The 22,257-nt window shown below is 34.7% G+C and carries 20 protein-coding genes; 12 read left to right on the top strand and 8 right to left on the bottom strand.

All coding sequences use genetic code 11. The features are described 5' to 3' along the window. Window positions 1-5: 5 nt before the first annotated feature. Together H033_RS0117945 and H033_RS0117940 are read right to left on the bottom strand one after the other, a co-directional pair. Entirely contained in the window at window positions 6-917 is a 912-nt protein-coding gene (locus tag H033_RS0117945; RefSeq protein WP_231367657.1) for a class I SAM-dependent methyltransferase, read from the bottom strand. Further along, window positions 895-2,157 carry a DEAD/DEAH box helicase gene (locus H033_RS0117940; protein WP_026839533.1) on the bottom strand — a complete coding sequence of 421 codons (1,263 nt, stop codon included), beginning with the start codon at window positions 2,155-2,157 and terminating at the stop codon, window positions 895-897. The genes H033_RS0117945 and H033_RS0117940 overlap by 23 nt, the downstream gene beginning before the upstream one ends. Window positions 2,158-2,423: 266 nt before the next feature. Between H033_RS0117940 and H033_RS0117935 the strand changes: the two genes are divergently transcribed. Together H033_RS0117935 and H033_RS0117930 are read left to right on the top strand one after the other, a co-directional pair. Beyond that, the gene (locus H033_RS0117935; RefSeq protein ID WP_026839532.1) at window positions 2,424-2,621 is read left to right on the top strand and encodes a DUF1328 domain-containing protein; all 198 of its coding nucleotides are present in this window, start codon (window positions 2,424-2,426) and stop codon (window positions 2,619-2,621) included. A gap of 85 nt (window positions 2,622-2,706) precedes the next feature. After that, entirely contained in the window at window positions 2,707-4,140 is a 1,434-nt protein-coding gene (locus H033_RS0117930) for a hypothetical protein (RefSeq protein WP_026839531.1), read from the top strand. Here the strand turns inward: H033_RS0117930 and H033_RS0117925 are convergent. The 3 genes from H033_RS0117925 to H033_RS0117915 form a co-directional block, all read right to left on the bottom strand. Next, window positions 4,137-5,354, bottom strand: a complete 1,218-nt coding sequence (locus H033_RS0117925; protein ID WP_026839530.1) for an MFS transporter — start codon at window positions 5,352-5,354, stop codon at window positions 4,137-4,139. The genes H033_RS0117930 and H033_RS0117925 overlap by 4 nt on opposite strands. Before the next feature lie 202 nt (window positions 5,355-5,556). Further along, window positions 5,557-5,928, bottom strand: a complete 372-nt coding sequence (gene crcB, locus H033_RS0117920; RefSeq protein WP_026839529.1) for a fluoride efflux transporter CrcB — start codon at window positions 5,926-5,928, stop codon at window positions 5,557-5,559. A gap of 17 nt (window positions 5,929-5,945) precedes the next feature. Further along, entirely contained in the window at window positions 5,946-7,001 is a 1,056-nt protein-coding gene (locus H033_RS0117915; RefSeq protein WP_026839528.1) for an SRPBCC family protein, read from the bottom strand. A 93-nt stretch (window positions 7,002-7,094) separates the two neighbouring features. Between H033_RS0117915 and H033_RS0117910 the strand changes: the two genes are divergently transcribed. Then, window positions 7,095-9,155: a dipeptidyl-peptidase 3 family protein gene (locus H033_RS0117910; protein WP_026839527.1), complete on the top strand. Its 2,061-nt coding sequence runs from the start codon at window positions 7,095-7,097 to the stop codon at window positions 9,153-9,155. A 310-nt stretch (window positions 9,156-9,465) separates the two neighbouring features. Then, window positions 9,466-9,852, top strand: a complete 387-nt coding sequence (locus H033_RS0117900; protein ID WP_026839525.1) for a nucleoside triphosphate pyrophosphohydrolase family protein — start codon at window positions 9,466-9,468, stop codon at window positions 9,850-9,852. Window positions 9,853-10,166: 314 nt separating this feature from the next. Here the strand turns inward: H033_RS0117900 and H033_RS0117895 are convergent, their stop codons facing one another. Continuing rightward, a complete protein-coding gene (locus H033_RS0117895) occupies window positions 10,167-11,237 on the bottom strand; it encodes a branched-chain amino acid aminotransferase (protein WP_026839524.1) in 1,071 nt (356 codons plus the stop codon). Window positions 11,238-11,563: 326 nt separating this feature from the next. On the opposite strand from H033_RS0117895, the gene mnmD reads away from it, so the two are divergent. Beyond that, window positions 11,564-12,247, top strand: a complete 684-nt coding sequence (gene mnmD / locus H033_RS0117890; RefSeq protein WP_026839523.1) for a tRNA (5-methylaminomethyl-2-thiouridine)(34)-methyltransferase MnmD — start codon at window positions 11,564-11,566, stop codon at window positions 12,245-12,247. Window positions 12,248-12,311: 64 nt separating this feature from the next. After that, window positions 12,312-13,214, top strand: coding sequence for a TIGR01777 family oxidoreductase (locus H033_RS0117885; protein ID WP_026839522.1), 903 nt, complete (start codon window positions 12,312-12,314; stop codon window positions 13,212-13,214). Window positions 13,215-13,265: 51 nt separating this feature from the next. On the opposite strand, the gene H033_RS0117880 is transcribed toward H033_RS0117885, so the two are convergent. Beyond that, the gene (locus H033_RS0117880) at window positions 13,266-13,934 is read right to left on the bottom strand and encodes a YceI family protein (RefSeq protein WP_026839521.1); all 669 of its coding nucleotides are present in this window, start codon (window positions 13,932-13,934) and stop codon (window positions 13,266-13,268) included. Between the two features lie 152 nt (window positions 13,935-14,086). On the opposite strand from H033_RS0117880, the gene H033_RS0117875 reads away from it, so the two are divergent. From H033_RS0117875 to H033_RS0117845, 6 genes are all read left to right on the top strand, one after another. Further along, complete coding sequence (locus H033_RS0117875) at window positions 14,087-14,662, top strand: nucleotide exchange factor GrpE (protein WP_026839520.1); 576 nt, start codon at window positions 14,087-14,089, stop codon at window positions 14,660-14,662. Between the two features lie 40 nt (window positions 14,663-14,702). Beyond that, window positions 14,703-15,836, top strand: a complete 1,134-nt coding sequence (gene dnaJ / locus H033_RS0117870; protein ID WP_026839519.1) for a molecular chaperone DnaJ — start codon at window positions 14,703-14,705, stop codon at window positions 15,834-15,836. A gap of 349 nt (window positions 15,837-16,185) precedes the next feature. After that, window positions 16,186-17,115: an ABC transporter ATP-binding protein gene (locus tag H033_RS0117865; RefSeq protein ID WP_026839518.1), complete on the top strand. Its 930-nt coding sequence runs from the start codon at window positions 16,186-16,188 to the stop codon at window positions 17,113-17,115. Beyond that, the gene (locus H033_RS0117860) at window positions 17,108-18,403 is read left to right on the top strand and encodes an ABC transporter permease (protein WP_026839517.1); all 1,296 of its coding nucleotides are present in this window, start codon (window positions 17,108-17,110) and stop codon (window positions 18,401-18,403) included. Before H033_RS0117865 ends, H033_RS0117860 begins: the two co-directional genes overlap by 8 nt. A 3-nt stretch (window positions 18,404-18,406) precedes the next feature. After that, on the top strand, window positions 18,407-19,342 hold the full coding sequence (locus H033_RS0117855) for a mechanosensitive ion channel family protein (RefSeq protein ID WP_026839516.1): 936 nt from the start codon (window positions 18,407-18,409) through the stop codon (window positions 19,340-19,342). A gap of 1,110 nt (window positions 19,343-20,452) precedes the next feature. Then, window positions 20,453-21,619 (top strand): sigma-54-dependent transcriptional regulator, encoded by a 1,167-nt coding sequence (locus H033_RS0117845; protein WP_026839515.1) that lies wholly within the window; start codon window positions 20,453-20,455, stop codon window positions 21,617-21,619. Between the two features lie 24 nt (window positions 21,620-21,643). On the opposite strand, the gene H033_RS0117840 is transcribed toward H033_RS0117845, so the two are convergent. Beyond that, the gene (locus tag H033_RS0117840) at window positions 21,644-22,231 is read right to left on the bottom strand and encodes a hypothetical protein (protein ID WP_034886538.1); all 588 of its coding nucleotides are present in this window, start codon (window positions 22,229-22,231) and stop codon (window positions 21,644-21,646) included. Window positions 22,232-22,257 lie beyond the last annotated feature (26 nt).

Below are 22,257 nucleotides of genomic sequence, written 5' to 3'. Positions count from 1 at the left end.
CAAATTTATTTAGTGCCGCTAACCAGATACATTAATGAACCTCCCGCAGCGTGATATTGCTCCCGTTGCAAAGCACCCATCAAATGGTCGTCCCTTCGGGCATATTTTTCCTGATATTCAAAATAAAAGGGCATAAATTCTTCTCCAGCAGAGCTAAAGAAATCGATATCCTTTTGCGTTTTGGATTTCCAGGAACTACCAGTCATCCATTGTTTTAAAGTTGCTACTTGCTCCTTTGTACTATAAGGTGGATACATCGCGATCGCTTTATCCGATAATCGCACTTCAATATTATGCATTTCGGCCAAAGCGAACATTCCGGGTAAAAGATCTCCTAAGGAATTATCACCCTGCCCCATATTTTTCTTGCCTTTTTCTATAATCAATCTATATTTAATATGGTCTAAAGTCTCATCTACAGAATCGTTCTTGGAAAGCGATGTTTTGGTAAGACTTTGGATTATATTATTTGGTTCTACACATAACAAGGTTCCGCCTGGTTTTAGCACGCGTTTCATTTCTTCTAATGCCTGTTGAGGTTTAGGAACATGAATTAGAACCGTTTGGCAGGTTACCAGATCAAATTGATCATCCTCAAAAGGTAATTGTTGCGCATTTCCTTTTGTTAATACAAATGGATTTTTCGACTTTTCAAAAAGCCCTTCTAATGCTTCGTTTTTGGAATACCATCTTTCATCACTATCTACAGCTGTAATTTCGGCCTTAGGTGAAAGAAATGGAGCCAAGATTCGAGTCCAATGCCCTTGACCACAGCCAACGTCCAGCATAGAATTATATTTGCTTAATTCTAATCTTTTAGCCGTAAGCTCAATAAACGCAGAATTCCACCAGAAGTCTCTATAGTCCCCAAAATAACTCTCGGAGTGTCCCTTATTATCTTCTTGATCTTCCAACATTATTCCTTTTAGATGAATTTCCTCCGGATGTGTTTTTTTTGCTAGAATTACCATTTCTGGAAGGCCTACGCTGTTGTGGTTTCTTCTCTGGAATTTCAAAGAATGCCATAGGATAATCGTGATCTTCTATTACTGGAATTTTTTGGTCTATTAAATTCTGAATATCCTTTAAATATGCTTTTTCTTCAAAATCACAAAAGGAGATTGCTTTTCCGCTAGCACCTGCTCTCCCTGTTCGTCCAATTCTATGCACATAGGTTTCGGCGATATTTGGAATTTCGAAATTTATAACCAAAGCTAGATCGTCTATATCGATTCCTCTAGCAGCAATATCTGTAGCTACTAAAACTCGAGTGGTCTTATCTTTAAAATTCTTCAATGCTTTTTGACGTGCATTTTGAGTTTTGTTACCGTGTATAGCTTCAGCTTTAATTCCTACTTTAATAAGGTCTTTTACTACCTTATTTGCACCGTGTTTTGTTCGTGTAAAAACAAGAACTCTATCTGCTTCAGAAGATTTTAAAATATCTATTAATAAGTTCTTTTTATTGGTTTTATCTATGAAGTAAACTTCCTGTCCAATTCTTTCAGCAGTAGAGGAAACTGGAGTTACGGAAACTTTCAAAGGATCATTCAAAATACTATTTGCAAGATCTATAATAGAATTTGGCATAGTAGCAGAAAAGAATAATGTTTGCCTTTGAGCAGGAATTTTCTTGATCACTTTTTTCACATCGTGAACAAATCCCATATCCAGCATTCTATCTGCTTCATCTAAGGTGAAGATCTCGATATTGGAAAGGGAAATAAATCCTTGGTCCATAAGGTCTAGTAATCTTCCAGGGGTTGCAACCAAGATATCCACGCCATTTCTAAGCGCTCGTACTTGAGAGTTCTGATTAACACCACCAAAGATAACCAGATGTTTAAGATCGCTAAATTGACCATACTCGGTTATACTTTCTCCAATTTGGATTGCAAGTTCTCGGGTTGGAGTTAAAATAAGACTCTTTATAGTTGTCTTGCGACCTCCATTATTAAGGTTGCTGTTTAGTAGTTGAATGGTTGGAATAGAAAAAGCTGCTGTTTTTCCGGTTCCGGTTTGAGCGCAACCTAAAATATCTCTTCCTTTTAAAATGGCTGGGATAGATTGTGCTTGTATTGGGGTTGGTGTAGTATATCCTACTTTTTGAACTGCCTTATATAAGGGCTCAGTTAATTGTAAATCGTTAAATGTCATGTATGAATTATAAATGCCGTCCTGTATTAATGATAGGACAGGCTATGTGTAAAATGTTGCTTACTGGAGAAGATTGCAACCGGATGCAAAGGTACTATTTTATTTTAATATGTGATTATCTTTTCTTATTTGAAGATCTAACCACTTGAAAGACAGGTTATCTTTAGAAAGTTATAGTCTGTTTTAGTTAAATATATCTCAATTGTAATATAGTTAGTAATTGTACGACTACTAAGCAATTATCTTTGATAAAAAATTAGAACACCATGAAAAATTATACTTTACATTTCCTGATAATGACCATAGTTACTGGATTACTTGGCTTTGCAGGATTAACATTCTATGGAATTGAAGTGGTCAGAGTATTGTTTTTGATTTTTGCAGATTTATTAATAGTAGCATTAATTTCTAAAACATTTTTTTCAGACACCAAAGAGATTAAATTACAGAGAGTTAAGAAATAATCTCCAACAAAACATCCCTACAAATTACATTAGACCACAGAAATGTGGTCTTTTTTATTTCCTTAAATTCTGCTACTTTAGAAGTATGAAAATCACCTCTCCCATATATAGTAAACTTTTATTTCTTTTATTTCTCTCACAATCGCTTTTTGCTCAAGAGCTATCTCTTATTAAAGGCGCTGTTGTAGATAGTTTGCCCATAAACGACAGTATTTCAGAAAGTTTTGCGATGTATTTACCTAGAAATTATTCAGCAGATAAAAACTGGCCTATTGTTTTTGTTTTTGATAACGAGGGTCGAGGTATAAATGTTGCCAGATTGTTTAGTATTGCAGCTGAAGATCAGGGATATCTTTTAGTAGCTTCTAATAATGTCTCTAAGGAAGATTCCTTGATAACCAATTTAGAAATTGCTTCAAGACTTGTAGAAAAGATTTCGCTAAACTTTCCAATTGATGCAAATAGAGTGTATACCGCAGGCTTAAAGGAAGGTGCCCTTGTGGCAAGTGCTTTACCAGTGGTTTATCCTAAAATTAAAGGAGTCTTGGTTGTGGAGTATGTCTGGTTAAATAAAGATTTTCTGAATAAGGCTAATAAAAAACGGACTATAGTTGGCTTTGCAGGTTATAAAAGTGATTCTTATAATAATTTCAACGAAAGTTTTAATTTATATAAAATTCTCGATTATGATCCATTAATCTATAATTATGAAGATGAGCACAAGTGGCCTTCAGTAAGATTAATTTCACATGGTTTGGGAAGCTTTACATTACAGGCAATGCTTGATGGTAATCAACCTAAGGATGCCGAAATGATCAATAGCCTATTCGAATCTGAATTAGAAACAGCTCAAAGTTGGAGGCGGCAGTTAAATTTTTACAAGGCTTACGAATTGCTGGAACTTATGCGAGATAAATATAAATATTTCGATAAGAAAAGTGAAATTCGAGACCTCCAAAGGGAAATTAGAAGGGAATCGATTTATAAAGAACAACGCTCTCAATATAATTCAGCAAAAATAAAAGAGCAGAATTTGCGCTATCAATATCCTTTACTTTTGGAAGAAGATCTAGCGGCTAATAATTTTGAAAATATTGGTTGGTGGGTGCAACAAGTAAAAGAAATAGATTCACTCAAAAACTCTAAAATAGTAGCCGAAGCTGAAGTAGGCTATAGGTTAGAAGATTATTTGCAGACCTATATAAAAGAGAGGTTTAAGGATTTAAAAATGACTAAGGCGGGAATAGATAGTTTAATCCTTATATCGATACTGCGAACGGTATTCGACAAAGAAAATCCCGCGGGCTATTTCTCAATAATTTCTTTAAGTGCTCAGGATGGAGATTATTATACAGCAATGTTATATTTAGAAGATCTTCTCAAAACAGGATATAAGAATTTAGAGCAATTGTATGATATCCCTGGAACTTTGGATCTCAAATTAAGTCCTGAATTTAATGAGTTGTTGAAAAAATATTTAGGAGAATCTAAGTACTATAATATTCCTATTGAAAATTAGATGTTGGTAGAGGTTTCCTTTTTTAACAAATAGGCCAAATAAACCAATAGTCCGCAAGCCACAGCAGCTAGCGCTATCATTACATTCCATGTAAATACATACCCAAATTTGCTAATTAATTGCATTCCTGAATTATGACCAAAAATATGGCTAATTGAAAATGCAATACTATACAATGCCATATATGAACCTTGCTTACCTTTATCGGCTCTGGTTAGTGCAAAAGTATTTGAAAATGGAAATGCAATCATTTCTCCAACTGTCATTAAGATCATGCCTATCACTAATACTCCTATCCAGCCAGTAAGGTTTATAGCTACAAAGCTTAATCCAACCAATATCGTCCCTATAATTACATGAAAAATTGCAGTTACTTTTTTATTTTCAAGATATTTTATCAAGGGCATTTCAAAAAGGAAAATCAAAAAACCATTCAATCCTAATAAAATCCCTATTTCTAATTCTGTGAGTCCGTGTTCTTGTGCATAAAATAAAGGCATGGTGGAGAAGTATTGCAGAAATATAAAACCAAATAAAACCATAGCGCCTATAAATATGAGATATGGAAAATCTTTTATTACTCTTTGCGGATCCAAATTCACCTCCCTTATATTTTCGACTGCTTTCTTAGGGTGCAATAGTTTAAGTAATAATATCCCTGCAAGTAAGCAGGTAATTCCATCTACCCAGAACAAGCCGCTATATCCTGCACTGGCAATTATTAGGCCTCCTATAGCAGGGCCTGCAGAAAATCCTAGATTAATGGCCAATCTAATTAAAGTTACAGATCTCGTTCTATTTTGGGGTTTACTGTATGCGCTAATTGCCACAAAAACGGCAGGTCTAAAAATATCTGCAGCTGTCATAACCAAAAAGATCCCAGCGCAAATTCCCCAAAAGGAGCTTGGGAATTGTAAGAGCACGAAAAGCACTGAAGATATAAGTAAGCTTCCCGCCATAGTTTTATAATGGCCAATACTATCTACTAATTTACCACCCAGCCAGGATCCAGTAACTGAACCAAGTCCGAAAAAAGTAAGAATCCATCCAACTTCTTCCAGAGAAAAGCCTCGGTTTTTATTCAGATATAAAGAAAGAAAAGGGATTACCATGGTACCAGCCCTGTTAATAAATGTTATTAACGCCAATAGCCAAACCTCACGCCTTAAATCACTAAAGGAGTCTACATAGGAACGAAAGATCTTTTGAAACATTGAGATTGGTTTGGGACCAAAATTAGTTAATTTTTTCAATGATTTTTTTTAAATAAAACCTTCATTATACAGGGAGTTTGATCCTTAAAAGATAATTATCTAAATCCGGTTTTGTGATACTAGTTGTTTCGTTATCCTGTTCAGATAGCTACCGGGATTGCAGAAGTTTGGGGCAAATATAGGATAACGTATAAAAAATAGCTTATACCAATTTAGATAGATATAAGCCTAAGAATACGGCTGCAAAGCCTGCTATTATGCTGCCAAATGTGTATAATGCGAAATTGGTATAATCTCCGGCTCTAAGAAAAGCTTGGTTTTCGAATGCAAAGGTTGAGAAGGTGGTAAAGCCGCCACAAAATCCAGTTGCTAGAAATAAGATTGTGTTGTTAGAAAGTGCGCCAGATTTTAGAGAAATTCCAAGAATTAATCCTAATAAAAGACTCCCAATAATATTTACTGTAAAAGTGCCAAATGGAATTTCTAGTGCAGATTTGTTTAAACCCCTAGAGATCACGAAGCGTAACGCACTTCCTAAACCCCCACCAAGAAAAACCATTAATATCGCTTTCATTTAAAGGATTATAAATATTATAAGATAGGTTGTTCTTCAACTTTTAAAAGTGGAATATAGATCTCTGTTACCCAAGTCGCTGGATTTGGAGATTTATCTGAACCAATAGAATACACTTCGAAAGCTGGACTATCTGGATTTACTGGTAAACTATTTTCTTGGGCATATTTATAAGCATCCTCCCAAGCTTCTTTTAAGTTTTTATAATCTCCTTTTAAAGTAGTCTTTATTACTTTTTGCACAGGCATCATTCCGTTTAAGACCGTGCTTTCTGCTGGAGTTATAATTAAACTTGGTGTGAAAAATCCGGTTGAATAGATTGCAGAATTATTCTGTTCATCAAATTTATTATAAAGCACAATAGGATTTCCCATTTTAGAGATGTTATTTTCCTCCATATATAAAGAAACATCCGCAAACATCGTTTGCATCTTAGTTTGTATCTGGGAAATTTTTGTAGCCGTAGTAGTATACATATAAAATCCTCCTCCATGAGTGGTAACGCCATCTACATTGATAGAATAGGAACTCATTTTCTCAAGTACCACAGCATTTAATTTTTCTAAACCTTCCTTGTACATAGGACGGATCATTTCAGAAAAACTCTCGTTCATAAAAGTGAATGTAAGTTTTTCCATAAAACTTTGCTTTCCTTGAATTCCCCAAGTTACCTGAGTGCCTTCTTCTACTTCAACAAAATTCCAATAGACATCGCTTTTAGATTCGCCATATGATGATTTAAACATTAAGATCTGTTCTATGTCGGAATTTGGAATTACTTTAGTATTACTGATGGAACCATCTCCTAATTCTTCACTTTTCCATGAATAGCTAGCACCTTGGCCAATAGTTTTTTCGGGATAATTGATAATCATATCCTCTGAATCGTCCATCCAAGGACCCCACTGCTCCCAATTCTTAAAATTATTTACTTCATTAAACACCACAGGAACCGGCGCATTTATAATTGCAGTCTCCTCTACTTGATAATTTCCATCTTTTGTGGCTACATAAATAGCTCCTGCAATAAATACAATAAGTAGTAAAAAAAATAAATATTTTAAAATTTTCATTTAAAATCAGGTGTTAATGAGGTTCAGAATGCTAATATAGTTAAATATCTAGATGCTAATTACTACATTTGTAGGAAAATAAACAGAAAAAATATGAAAGTTAAATTCATTTTATCATTAATATTTATGTCTACCCTACTGTTCTCCTGTAAGGATGATAACAAGGGAAAAGAAGTTGCTGAAGCAGAGACTTCTGCCGAATCAAATTTCGATTATAATGTTGAAGAATTTGCAGATATAAAGGTTCTAAGATACCAAATTCCAGGATTTGAAGACTTGACCTTGAAAGAACAAAAATTGGTTTATTACTTAACTCAAGCAGGATTAAGTGGTCGTGATATTATGTGGGACCAGAATTATAGACATAATCTAGAAATTAGAGATGCTCTAGAGAATATCTACGCTAACTATAGTGGAGATAAAGAAGCTTCAGATTGGAAAGATTTCGAAACTTATATGAAGAGAGTTTGGTTCTCTAATGGGATCCATCATCACTATTCTAACGATAAAATAAAACCAGAATTCAGCAAAGAATATTTAGATACGCTTTTAGCTGAAACTAAAACAGAACTCACCGGTGAGCCTTATGAGGTGATCTTTAATGATAAAGATGCTAAAAAAGTCAACCTAGATCCTAACAAAGGTTTATTGGAAGGATCTGCGATAAATTTTTATGGTCCAGACGTAACTGCTGCTGAAGTTGAAGCTTTTTACAAAAAGAAATCTTCACCTAATAAAGATAAGCCACTTTCTTACGGATTGAATTCAACCTTAGTTAAAGAAAATGGTAAACTAGTAGAAAAAGTTTGGAAAAGTGGTGGATTGTATGGAGATGCAATAGACCAGATTGTGGTATGGTTAGAAAAAGCGAAAGCTGTTGCTGAAAATGAGGCGCAAGGAAATGCTTTAGGATTGCTTATAAAATATTATCAAACTGGAGATCTTCAGACTTGGGACGATTATAATGTTGCCTGGGTTGAAGCTACAGAAGGAAATATAGATTATATCAATAGTTTTATTGAAGTTTACAACGATCCATTAGGTTATAGAGGATCTTATGAAAATATTGTACAAATCAAGGATTTTGAAATGTCTAAAAAAATGAAGGTTTTGGAAGACAATGTACAATGGTTTGAAGATAATTCTCCTTTGATGCCGGAGCACAAAAAGAAATCTGTAGTTGGAGTAACTTACAAAACTGTAATGGTTGCTGGAGAGGCTGGAGATGCTTCACCTAGTACGCCAATTGGAGTTAATTTACCAAATGCCAACTGGATTAGAGCTGCTCATGGTAGTAAATCTGTTTCTTTAGGAAATATTATTGAAGCTTATAATAATGCAGGAAGTACTGGTATCTTACAAGAATTTGCTAATGACGAAGAAGAAATTGCTTTGGAGGAAGAATACGGGCAGAATGCAGATAAACTGCACACCGCACTTCATGAAGTTGTAGGTCACGCTTCTGGACAATTGAATCCTGGGGTTGGAGAAACTAAAGAAACTTTAAAGAACTATGCTTCTACAATGGAAGAAGGTAGAGCAGACCTTGTAGGTCTTTATTATTTAATGGATCCAAAGATCCAGGAACTTGGATTAACAGATGACTGGAAAAAGACAGGGAAGGCTGCTTATGATGGGTATATTAGAAATGGATTAATGACCCAGTTAAGAAGATTGAACATAGGAGATGATGTAGAAGAGTCTCACATGCGTAATAGACAATGGGTAAGCGCATGGGTTTATGAAAAAGGGAAAGAAGAAGGAGTTATCGAGAAAGTAACCAGAGATGGTAAAACGTATTTCGATATCAAAAACTATGAGCGTTTACGTGAGTTATTTGGAGAGCTATTAAAAGAAACCCAAAGAATTAAATCTGAAGGTGATTTTAATGCTGCAAAGAATTTGGTAGAGAACTACGGGGTTAAAGTAGATCAAGCTATTCATAAAGAAGTTCTGGATAGAAATGCACAGTTCAATTCTCCTCCTTACAGCGGATTTGTAAATCCTGTGCTGGTTCCAGAGATGGATGACAACAACGAGATCAAATCTATTAAGGTTACACAACCTAAAGATTTTGCATCACAAATGATGGATTATACTAAGAACTTTCACTTCTTGAAAAAGGAAGAAAAAGTAGCTGAGACTGTAGAATAAACAGCTGGAAACTTAATTCAAAAAGCCTCGATAAATTGTATTTATCGAGGCTTTTTTTTTGTTTTATTATTAAGGATTAATGTTTGAGATAAGACTTAATTACAAACAGTAATCCAATAAAAATAAGGAAACCAAGGAGCACATATAAACTTCCTTTATGATATTTTTTGTGGATGGCAATATCTTTTCTATAACTGAAGATTATTACTACTACAAACGAAAGAAAAAATATTGCAGCAAAAATCCATTGTCCGGTACTAAACATTTTTGTTATTTTAGGGCAAAGTTAACTTTTAAAACGCAATTTATAATGAAAAGAAGAATTGAAGCCGTACAAGAATTTCATACCGCATTTGGATTGGGAATGAATGATAAGCCTATTGCAGATCTTGGTGAGGCAAAAAACATGCTTCGCTTTAATTTGATGAAGGAGGAAAATGAGGAATACCTGGAAGCTGCCAATAATAATGATCTTACAGAAGTGGCTGATGCCTTGGGAGATATGTTATATATTTTATGCGGAACCATTATAGAACATGGGATGCAACATAAAATAGAAGAGGTCTTTGAAGAGATACAACGCAGTAATATGAGCAAGCTTGGTGATAATGGAAAACCAATTTACAGGGAAGATGGAAAGGTGTTGAAAGGGCCAAATTATTTTAAGCCTGAGATCCAGAAGATTTTAGAAAAGTAAATAATGTTAATTTCTATAATATGTTTCATTCTGCGCAGATAAAGAAGTCTGTCATCCCGACGCTAGGAGGGATCTCTAGTTATATTGATCCTGTTTTATTGGGATTTTTCAGTCCACTACGTTTCCTTCAAAATGACAACTCTGTTTTATTGTCATCCCGACGCTAGGATTAATGCTTAATTAGATCTTCAAATAAATCAGGTGACTTTTTGAGGTTTGCTAAATAGTCGTAAAATAATTCATGAAGAATAAGAATAAAAAAAAGCCTTGAAATTAATTTCGAGGCTTTTTTTTATTTATAAGTGGTAGATAGATTATTTCACTAAATATCTCCAACCATGCTTGTCTTCAGCTAAATTATATTGAATTTTCATCAATTTATCTTTAAAGAATGTTGCATAAGAATCTGTTAATTTAGGTAACTCATGTTTATCGCCCTTATAGCCAAATCCAGAGATCGGGTTAACAGTAGCGGCCGTACCAGTTCCAAAGATCTCTTTTAAAATTCCTTCCTTCGCAGCATCTAAAATTTCTTGAACAGGAACTTTTCTTATTTCAACATTAATATTATTCTCTTCAGCTAGAGCGATCAAACTTTTTCGAGTAATTCCGTCTAAAATTCGGTCGTTAGTAGGAGTTGTTATCAATGTGTCATTAATTCTGAAGAAAATATTCATAGTTCCAGCTTCTTCAAGGAAACTATGGGTATTAGCATCTGTCCAGATAATTTGTTGGTATCCTTCTTCCTTAGCCAAATTGGTAGGGTAGAATTGTGCTCCATAATTTCCTGCAGCTTTTGCAAATCCAACACCACCATCTGCAGCACGGCTATAGTTTTCAGAAAATTTCACTCTCACTTCTCCATTATAATAAGATTTTGCAGGAGAGCAAATAATCATAAATTTATAATTAGTTCCTGGGGAGGCTGAAACTCCAGGCTCAGTTGCAATTACAAAAGGTCTTATATAAAGAGAATTTCCAAATCCTTTTTTGATCCAGTCTTTATCCATTTTTAAAAGTGCATCTAGTGCGGTAAAAAAGTAGTCTTCCGGAAATTCGGGAATAGCCATTCTTTTAGCCGATATATTGATGCGGTTAAAATTATCTTTTGGTCTAAACATCCAGATCTGGTCTTGATCGTCCTTAAAGGCTTTCATTCCCTCAAATACTGCTTGCCCGTAATGAAAAACCTTTGCAGAAGGTTCCATGGAAATAGGTCCGTAAGGCATTATTTTAGGTGTCTGCCAAGATCCATTTTCATAATCACAAGTCATCATATGGTCTGTAAAAATGTACCCAAATTTTAAATTTTCAAAATCTATTGAATCTATTTTAGAGGTAGGGGCTCTTTTTATATCAATATCGATGGTTGGATCGTTCTTCATTATATCTGTTTTAGATTTGCAAATTTACCGAAATTAAAACAAAATCAAAGTTACATCGATTGAAATTATTAACAACCGCTATAATATTTTCAAAAATTTTATACAATTATTATTGATTTCTATAATAATCGTTAATTTTAGTGCTGTTTCAATATAAAATAGTCAAAATACTGAAAATCAGTCACCTTTATATTTATTCTTTATTGATGAAAGAGCTATTTGTTCCCACCTTTTTCTAAGTCTTTGGTTTTAAGACGTGAGTTTATCATAGATTTTTAAGATCAAGCATTTTAATTGCTTTAATTTTACCATTCAATATTCGAGATTTGAAAAGAGAGATAATTATTACTGGAGACGGTTCTTCTACCATCCATATTCCAGAATGGAATGAGCAATATCATTCTAAACATGGAGCTTTACAGGAAGCCAAACATGTTTTTATTAATACAGGATTGATCCCTTACATAAATGACACCAATAAAACCGAGATCAGCATCTTGGAAATTGGTTTTGGTACTGGGTTAAATGCCTTGGTTACATGGGAGGAAGCGTCTGCTCAAAATATCTCCATTAAATATACCGGAGTAGAGGCATATCCTGTGGCAAAGGAGGAAGTTGAAAAATTGAATTTTATTGAAGTGCTTAAAGATCCTAAGGCTGAATTTTTTTTTAAAGATATTCATTCTTCACAATGGGAAGTAGAAATGGAAATTACAGCAGGGTTTAAACTTACAAAACAGAAGAAATTCTTTCAAGACATTGAAGATCAGAAAATGTATGATCTAATTTATTTTGATGCATTTGGAGCAAGAGTCCAGCCGGAACTTTGGTCTGTGCAGATTTTTAGCAAAATGTATAATGCACTAAAGACAAATGGAGTTTTGGTTACCTATGCGGCAAAAGGTAGTGTTCGTCGTGCAATGTTAGAAGTCGGGTTTGTTGTAGAACGCCTACCTGGACCTCCCGGAAAACGAGAAATGTTAAGAGCAACAAAAAAATTAGAGATATAGTTGTTAAACCTAGTGAAAATGTTAGCTTTCATTTAAGTTCTCGTTTAACTTCAAACAAAAAAATATGCGAGTTTTAATTACAGGTGCTACAGGATTAGTGGGTTCAAACCTCGCTGATAAATGTATTGAAAAAGGAATTGAGGTTAATTACCTTACTACGAGTAAAGAAAAGATTGAAAACAAACCAAACTATAAAGGATTTTATTGGGATCCTACCACAAAGGATATTGATGATAACTGTCTAAATGATGTAGATGTAATTATACATTTAGCTGGAGCCAATATCGCTAAGCGATGGACTTCTAGTTATAAAGAAGAGATAATAGATAGCAGAGTGGAAACTGCCAAAATATTATTTAACTCCTTAAAGTCTTCAAAGAAGAACATATCACAATTTATTTCTGCAAGTGCTATAGGTATTTATCCAAGCTCTTTGCAAAAACTTTACACGGAAGATGAATCTAATACAGATGAATCTTTTTTAGGTGAAGTTGTAGAGAAATGGGAGGCAGCAGCAGATATTTTCAAAGATTTAAATATCAAAGTTACCAAAGTGCGTACTGGTTTAGTACTGGCAAAAAATGGTGGGGCTTTACAGAAAATGAAGGAGCCGGCAGATTTCAATTTAGGCGCAGCATTTGGAAGCGGTAAACAATGGCAATCATGGATTCATATAGAAGATCTAGCTAACTTATATTTGCACATTTTGGAGAATAATCTTGAAGGTGTGTATAATGGGGTAGCTCCTAATCCTGTGACAAATACCGAATTAATGGATGGGATCGCTAAGCAATTAGATAAAAATGTGTGGTTACCAAATGTTCCTGCAATTGCTCTTAAGGTAGCATTGGGAGATATGTCTACCGTAGTTTTATCTAGTCAATTAGTAAGTTCAGATAAAATAGAAAATACAGGCTTTATGTTTAAGTATAAGAACTTAACTAAAGCTTTAGAGGATTTATTGTAAAAAAAAAGAGGCTGCAATTTGCAGCCTCTTTTTATATCTTTCTTATGGAAATTAAGCTTTCTTAGCTTTAACTTCAATCATCAATTCGATCTCGTCATTAATGAATTTATCTCCTAATCCATCAAAAACAGATTTAGAACCATAATTCACATTCCATTTTGTTCTATCAATATTGAATTTTTCACTAGTTAATTCCATAGTGTCCTCATTTATGTTGATAGTCACAGGAAATTCAATATTTTTAGTAACATCTTTTAAAGTAAGATTCCCTTGTAACATTGTTTTCCCATCCTTTTCAGAAACGCCAGTAACTTCAAAAGTACCAGTAGGATATTTAGTTACATTAAAGAAATCTCCTTCTTTACCTTCTACAGTTCCTTTAAGGTGATTTTCAAGACTCAATTTATCGTCTCCCTCAAGATCTGTATCCTTAATAGAGTTCATGTCAATTACAAAAGTTCCACTTTCAATAACGCTATCATTAGCTTTAAAAGTTCCTTTTTGTAACTTGATAGTTCCAGTGTGTGTCCCTGTTGGTTTCTCACCTTGCCAGTTAATAACAGATGCGGTTGTGTCTACTTCAAAAACAGTAGCTTCCATTGTTGCGTTTGCAACTTCTTGAGCTTCTGTAGTTTCAGTTTCTTTATTTTCGTTTTTACATCCCACAACTGCCAATCCTATTGCAGCAATTGTAAACATATTCAATACTGTTTTTTTCATTTTAAACATAATTTTTAATGAAGTGCAAAATTAACAAGCTAAATAACACCCCTTTCATAAATATATATTAAAGTTTTTCAGATGACATTTTGACATTTTAATAGGATTGGCAACAAATTTGTCCTTTGCATGAAAACAAATTTTGCGCAACAATGAACAAACATAAGGATACCAATAATAGTGAAGATAATAATAAGGATTCTGTGAAAGATCAAATAGAAGAACTTTTGGACGATGCTATTGAGGAAGTAGAGGCAGGAGCAGATGAAGAGCAGCTATCCGAGAATGATCAATTAAAAGCAGATCTTGATAAGGAAAAAGACAAATTTTTAAGGCTTTTTGCTGAATTCGAAAATTTTAAGAGACGTACTTCTAAAGAGCGAATTGAGTTATTCAAGACCGCTAATCAAGAAGTTATGTCAGCTATGTTACCCGTTTTAGACGATTTTGACAGAGCGATGAATGAAATTAAAAAAGCTAAGGACAAAAACTTACTTAAAGGTGTAGAGCTTATTTACAATAAGTTTAATGAGACTTTGCTTAACAAAGGTCTAGAGCCAATGAACGTGAAGCAAGGTGATGTTTTTGATGCAGATATGCATGAGGCAATCACTCAAATTCCAGCTCCTTCAGATAAACTGAAAGGCAAGATAGTAGATGTGGTAGAGCGCGGGTATAAGCTTGGAGAAAAGATTATTCGCTATCCAAAAGTGGTGACAGGAAAATAATTCACATCTAAGTCGCTACTAAAAATTACAAAATCACAAAATGAAAGAGGATTATTACGAAATATTAGGATTAAGCAAAAGTGCAACGAAGGCTGAAATAAAAAAGGCTTACAGAAAGAAAGCGATAGAGTTTCACCCCGATAAAAACCCGGGCGATTCCAATGCAGAGGAAACCTTTAAGAAGGCTGCGGAAGCATATGAAATTCTTAGCAATGACGATAAGCGTGCTAAATACGATCGTTTTGGACACCAAGCATTTGACGGTGGTTTTGGCGGCGGCGGCGGTGGAGCCGGTATGAATATGGATGACATATTCAGCCAATTTGGCGACATTTTCGGAAGTGGTTTTGGCGGCGGTGGCGGCGGATTCTCTGGTTTTGGAGGCTTCAGCGGAGGTGGCCAAAGGCGTGTTAAAGGAAGTAACTTACGTATTAGAGTGAGTTTAACCCTGGAAGAGATTGCTAACGGTGCCGAGAAAAAAATAAAAGTAAAGCGTAAAGTTCAAGCAGAAGGAACTACTTATAAAACCTGTTCTACTTGCAGTGGAACAGGGCAAGTAACCCGAATTACAAACACTATTCTTGGTAGAATGCAAACCGCTTCTCCATGTACAGTTTGTGGTGGTGCAGGCCAAACTATAGATAAGAAACCTGCAGATGCAGATGCTCACGGACTTAAGGTAACGGAAGAAACTGTAACGATTAAAATCCCTGCAGGAGTAGAGGATGGAATGCAATTAAAAGTTTCAAACAAAGGAAATGAGGCCCCAGGAAATGGTGTTCCAGGAGATCTTTTGGTTGCTATTGAAGAAAAATCTCACCCAACTTTACAACGTGAAGGAGATAATTTGCATTACGATCTTTATATAAGCTATTCTGAAGCTGTTTTAGGAGCAAGTAAAGAAATAGATACTGTTTCAGGAAAAGTGCGAATTAAAATAGATGAAGGAGTTCAGTCTGGAAAAATATTGAGACTTCGTGGTAAAGGTATCTCGAACATTAATGGTTATGGAAAGGGAGATCTTTTAGTGCATGTTAATGTTTGGACCCCAAGGGTACTCAACAAAGAGCAAAAAGACTTTTTTGAGAAGATGGCAACAGATGAAAATTTTCAACCTAATCCAGAAAAAAGCGATAAATCGTTTTTTGAGAAGGTGAAAGATATGTTTTCTTAATTAAGAAAACTTTAAGATAATTTTTATATATTTGAGTATCACTAATTTAATTAGTGATACTTTTTCTTTTTCATAGCAATTTTTTTCCCATCCTTAATGTTTTTTAAGGGTGGGTTTTTGTTTTAATCCCTCATTGAGGGTTTAACCCGCCTGACCGGCTGGGCAGGTTCCCCGAGGCCTGCCCGAAAAGAATTTCATTCAGGCGGGCTTGCCTCGAATTTTTAAAAGTATTTTCCAAGTCATCCCCCGTGGGCTTGCCCCGAGGTTCTTTATTGAATGAAAATAAAATCTTAGCTATATAAAAGCATTTCTGCGCTATTTCAATATATTTACGAGATAATAGACTTTTATGGATAATCTTCTGGTTGCAGAAAATATTTGCAAACAATTTGGCAATTTTACTGCACTAAATAATGTCTCCATCAACATCCCTAGAGAAAGTATTTTCGGACTGCTAGGGCCAAATGGTGCGGGAAAGACCACTTTTCTTAGAATAATCAATCAAATAACCATGCCCGATAGTGGAGTGGTATATCTAGATGGGAAAGCATTGCATCCAAATGATGTGGGGCATATTGGATATTTGCCAGAGGAACGCGGACTCTACAAATCTATGAGGGTTGGAGAACAAGCGCTTTATCTTGCTAGACTTAAAGGCTTAACCAAGGCCGAAGCTAAAGAGCAATTGGATTATTGGTTTACCAAATTAGACATTAAACATTGGTGGGATAAAAAGATTCAAGAGCTTTCCAAAGGGATGGCCCAGAAAGTACAATTTGTTATCACCGTACTTCACCGTCCAAAATTATTGATCTTCGATGAACCTTTTAGTGGTTTTGATCCTGTAAATGCAGATCTTATTAAAAATGAGATCTTACAACTCCGTAAGGAAGGTGCTACGATCTTGTTTTCCACCCACAGGATGGAAAGTGTAGAAGAATTATGTGATTATATGGCATTGATCCATGAGTCTAATAAATTACTGGACGGAAGAGTAGACGATATTAAAAGAGCGCATAAGACCAATACTTTTGAGGTGGGAATGAATCCTTTTAACGAAAACGAATTGTTAGCAGAATTAAATGGCAATTTTAAGGTTGGGAAAGCACAGTTTAAATCACTAGCAGACGACTTAAAATTGAGTATTCAAATAAAGCCAAATGAGTCGCCAAACGATCTTTTACAATATTTAATCACAAAATCCAGAGTTAATCATTTTGTAGAGGTGGTGCCCTCAGTAAATGATATCTTTATTAAAACCGTTACTAGAAATGAATAACCTTAACTTAATTATTCAGAGAGAGTATCTGGCAAGGGTAAGAAATAAGACCTTTATTGTGATGACCTTTTTGAGTCCGCTAATTTTAGTAGGAATGTTCTCCTTGATCGCCTACTTGAGTATGCTGAATAATAGTGAAACCCATACTATTGCAGTTAAAGATGATAGTGACTTATTTAAAGGAGAATTCGAAAATAAGGAGGAAATAAATTTTGTAGATGTATCTTCTATCTCTCTGGAGGAGGCAAAACTATTAGTAAAAGAAAAAGAGTATTATGGGGTGTTATATATTCCAAACACTCAAGATAATGCAGAGCTGGCTAAATCTATCAGGTTTTTTGGGAAAGAAGCTCCTTCTATAGGTATCCTAAGGCAAATTGAGCGTACCATTTCAGAAAACCTAACTACGAGAGAGCTTATTTCTCGTGGACTGGATATTTCACAAATTAAAGCGGCAGAGGCTCAAGTAGATATTCGGATAGAGAATTTTGAAGGGAAACGAACTTCAAAAATGTCCAATTATATAAAGATGATATTTGGAGGTGCGGCAGGATATCTGCTTATGATGTTCATTATTATCTACGGAAACATGGTAATGCGAAGCGTCATTGAGGAAAAGACCAATAGAATAATCGAAATTATAATTTCTTCAGTAAAACCTATTCAACTGATGCTAGGGAAAATTATTGGAACTTCTTTAGCAGGAATTACCCAATTCACTATTTGGGTTGTTTTAGGAACTGTTCTTTTATTTATAACCTCGTCTCTTACCGGCATGAATTTGATGGAAGCGCAGCCGCAAATTCAAGAAATGGATCAGGTTTCTAATGGAGAAATACAACAGCTAATAGTAGATATTACCAACTTGCCTATTCTAACTTTGATAATCTTTTTTCTAATATATTTTATAGGAGGTTACTTTCTTTATAGTGCTATTTACGCTGCTATTGGGGCAGCAGTAGATTCTGAAACCGATACGCAACAATTTATGTTCCCTATAATTTTACCATTAATGTTGGGGATCTATGTTGGTTTTTTCTCTGTGATTGAAAATCCTCATGGTACAGTTTCTACTATATTTTCTATGATCCCGTTAACCTCACCAATTGTTATGCTTATGCGAATTCCATTTGGAGTTCCGTGGTATGAGCTAGCGATTTCTGTAATTATCTTATTTGTATCTAATGCTGGTGTAGTGTGGTTGGCTGCTAAAATTTACAGAGTAGGAATTTTAATGTACGGTAAGAAACCTACCTATAAAGAATTGTATAAATGGATTAAATATTAATTAATGCAAGGCAAAGTAGAGAAAGTTAAAGAAGTGATAGAACAAGATATCTGGGGCTTAATCCAGGATTTCCTGAATATTACCCTTTATCCTTTTACGGGGGAAGATACTAAAGGAGTGCATATAACCGTAGGGGTAGTTCTTTTAGTGATTTTTACTTTTGTTATTACCACTATAGCCCTTAGGTTAACACGCGTTTTCTTGACTAGGAAACTTGAAGAAAACGATAAGCTAAAATTTATAAGTGTATTTAAATTCATAAAATACTTAGTATATCTAATTGTTATTATTGTAACCTTAAGTTCAGCTGGAATCAATATTACAGTACTTCTAACTGCATCTGCAGCATTATTTGTTGGTCTTGGTTTAGCCTTGCAAGAACTCTTTCAGGATGTAATTGGAGGTTTGTTTATTATCGTAGATAAGTCACTTCTGGTAGGAGATATTATAGAGATGGATGGAAGAGTAGGAAGAGTGATAAACATAAAACTAAGAACTACTCGGGTACTTACTCGAGATGATAAAGTGATGATTATCCCTAACCACAAATTTATAAGTGAGATTTTATTCAATTACACTCAAAATCATAAATCTACCCGTGAATTTGTTAAGGTTGGAGTGGCCTATGGAAGCGATACAGAAAGGGTTGAAGCAATATTATTGGAATGTGCAAGGGAGCAAACAGGAATTGTTAAAAAGCCTGAACCTTTCGTGCTTTTCGAAGATTTTGGAGATTCGGCATTGGTATTTTCCTTACATTTCTTCGTTACAGATAGCTTTGTAGATCCTAAAATTAAAAGTCAGTTGAGGTTTAAAATAGATCATAAGTTTAGAATAAATGGTATTACCATTCCTTTCCCTCAACGAGATGTACATATGTTTTATCCGGCTAAGACAAGTACTCCGACAATTCAGCCCGCAAATGAAGAAAATACTTAACACAATTTTATTCTTTTGTTTTATTGGGATAACTACAAAAACGAATGCTCAGTCGGCCGATTTAGCGAGGATAGAATACACTAATTTCCCTTCAATCCAATTCAGATAATTCATTTAGTCGTTTCAGATCTTCACTTAAATTTCCTGTTAAACTGAATGATAGTGGTGCTTATTTAATACCCGGAATTCAATATGAAAATATCAATTTCCAATCATTGTCGTCCGACAAAAGATTTAAGATCGCTGCGCTGCTAGATTCAAGACTTTATTCCAACTAATTGAAAATCAATATTTTATTCTATATAAATTTTTCAAAAAGGAAAAAATAATTCTGTGTTCCAATAGCAAGCTCCTAAACATTGAAAACAGTCTTAATCCGCGTTACTTCGAGCCTCACCGAAATCCTGTTTTTTTTTATCGGACAATACTAATTTCCAATATAAAGATGCCGCTCCTTTTCCTACAGAAAACTTTGAACATTTACAATCCTACACCTTTAGTTTAGGTTACACTTTTAAAATGAGTGAAGAATGGCGGTTTGGGATACAAGGTGAGGTAAATGCTACTTCTAATTTTGAAACAGAAACTTTACAAAGTAAAAATGTTGAGTATACGGGATCAATATTTTTTTAAAATCTAAAAAAGACTCACGATTTATTCAACCTTGGAGATTAATTCTAGGGTTGCGTTATTCTACTTCTACAAGTGTAAATTTTCCCTTGCCTATTATTAATTATTACAAAAGGGTACATCCTAAATGGTCTTATATCTTGGGAGTACCAAAAACTAATCATAGATACTACCTGGGTGAAAAAAGTGCTTTGCATTTGTAACTGTAGATGGGTTTTATGCAAATATTCAAGAGATATTTAATCCAAATGCAGTTACCTCATCAGATAAGAAACTAGCTCAAAATATATCTATTACAACGGTTTTATCTGGAATTGGTTATGAATTGAAGTTCTCGAAGTATTTTTCTTTTTATATTTACGGTGGGCATAGCCTTATTAATAACATTCGTTTAAGAGATGAAAATCAGGATAGGGTATATACCATAAACGATACAAATTCTTTATATGGCCGTACAGGTCTTAAATTCAGTATATTATAATGGCAAAGATTTTAGTAATAGAAGATGAAGCATCAATACGCAGGGTTTTAGTTAAAATTCTTTCTGAAGAAAATAAAGCCTATCAATTAGAAGAAGCTGAAGATGGATTGATCGGGATAGAGAAAATAAAAGATGAAGAATACGATCTTGTCTTATGCGATATCAAGATGCCAAAAATGGATGGGATCGAAGTGCTTGAAGCCATAAAAAAGATAAAACCAGAAGTTCCAGTAGTCATGATCTCTGGGCACGGAGATCTAGATACAGCCGTAAACACAATGAAAATGGGTGCTTTCGACTATATTTCTAAACCCCCAGATCTCAATAGATTATTGAACACCGTTCGCAATGCGTTAGACAGGAAAGAACTGGTTGTAGAAAACACACTGCTTAAGAAAAAAGTAGGCAAAAAATACCAGATGATCGGGGAATCTCCTGCGATCACTTCCATTAAAGAAATTATAGAAAAAGTTGCACAAACCGATGCCAGAGTACTAATTACTGGGCCTAATGGTACAGGTAAAGAATTGGTGGCGCATTGGATACATGAAAAAAGTGATCGCTCTAGCGGTCCTATGATAGAGGTGAATTGTGCTGCTATCCCTTCAGAATTAATTGAAAGTGAACTTTTCGGGCATGTAAAAGGAGCATTTACTTCAGCAAATAAGGATAGAGCAGGGAAATTTGAAGCTGCAAATGGCGGGACCATCTTCTTAGATGAAATTGGTGATATGAGCCTTTCTGCTCAAGCCAAGGTCTTACGTGCGTTGCAAGAAAATAAGATCTCTCGGGTTGGGAGCGATAAGGATATTAAAGTAGATGTTAGAATAGTTGCGGCTACCAATAAAGATCTTAAAAAGGAAATCGAGGACAAAAAATTCAGAGAAGATCTATATCATAGATTAGCGGTGATCCTTGTTAAGGTACCACCCTTAAATGAGCGTAGAGATGATATTCCGCTACTGATAAATTTCTTTTCAGAAAAAATCGCAGAAGAGCATGGGAGTAATGTGAAGGTGTTTACGGAAAAAGCAGTGAAGCAGCTACAGGATTATGACTGGACAGGAAACATTCGTGAATTACGGAATGTTGTAGAACGTCTTATTATTCTTGGAGGTTCTGAGGTTACTGAAGAAGATGTAAAACTCTTTGCAAGCAAATCCTAAAGAGCTAAATAAAATTCAATTAAATTATTTCTTAGAGGAGTTTGGTAAGTATCTTAAGAAATACATAGTGTCTCCACTTGGATGTTCCCAGGTATTAAAAAGTTCGAACCCAAATCGTTGATATACCAACGAATTTTGGCGCATTCTGGTTTCAGCATACAACGGGATATTATAAAGATTTGCCTGACGGTAAAATTCGTCTTTCATTTCTTTTCCTACTTGTTTGTCTGCCCCGCGAGAATCTTCTAAAATCCCCCAAAACCAGCAGTATAAATACTCACCCTCCTGTGGGCGTTGGCTCTTGATGTATTTTTGTGTCTTTAAGATTTTTAAAGCCTTCTTAATCCCTGTAACATTCCAAACAAGACCTAATTGCTCAGGCAATTCTTGCCAAAAGTTATCATCATTTTTGCTTGTTTTAAAAAGTATAGCAAAACCTTTTTGATTTTCAGATATAATAAGGGCATCCTTCTTAAGAGCCTTATCAACCATATGAGTTGCCAAATATAGGAATCGTTTATCCCTTTTAGAATCATCTTTTACCAACTCCATAGAACTAGGGATTTCCTTGAGTAATGTGGCAAAATTCTGTATAAGTTCTTCTCTCTCCAAGCTGTTCAATTTAATGGCGAATATAA

The sequence above is a fragment of the Gillisia sp. JM1 genome (genome assembly GCF_000424645.1).
Classification (GTDB): domain Bacteria; phylum Bacteroidota; class Bacteroidia; order Flavobacteriales; family Flavobacteriaceae; genus Gillisia.
Note: the sequence above shows the minus strand (reverse complement) of the source record. Positions and strands in the feature narration are given on the sequence as shown.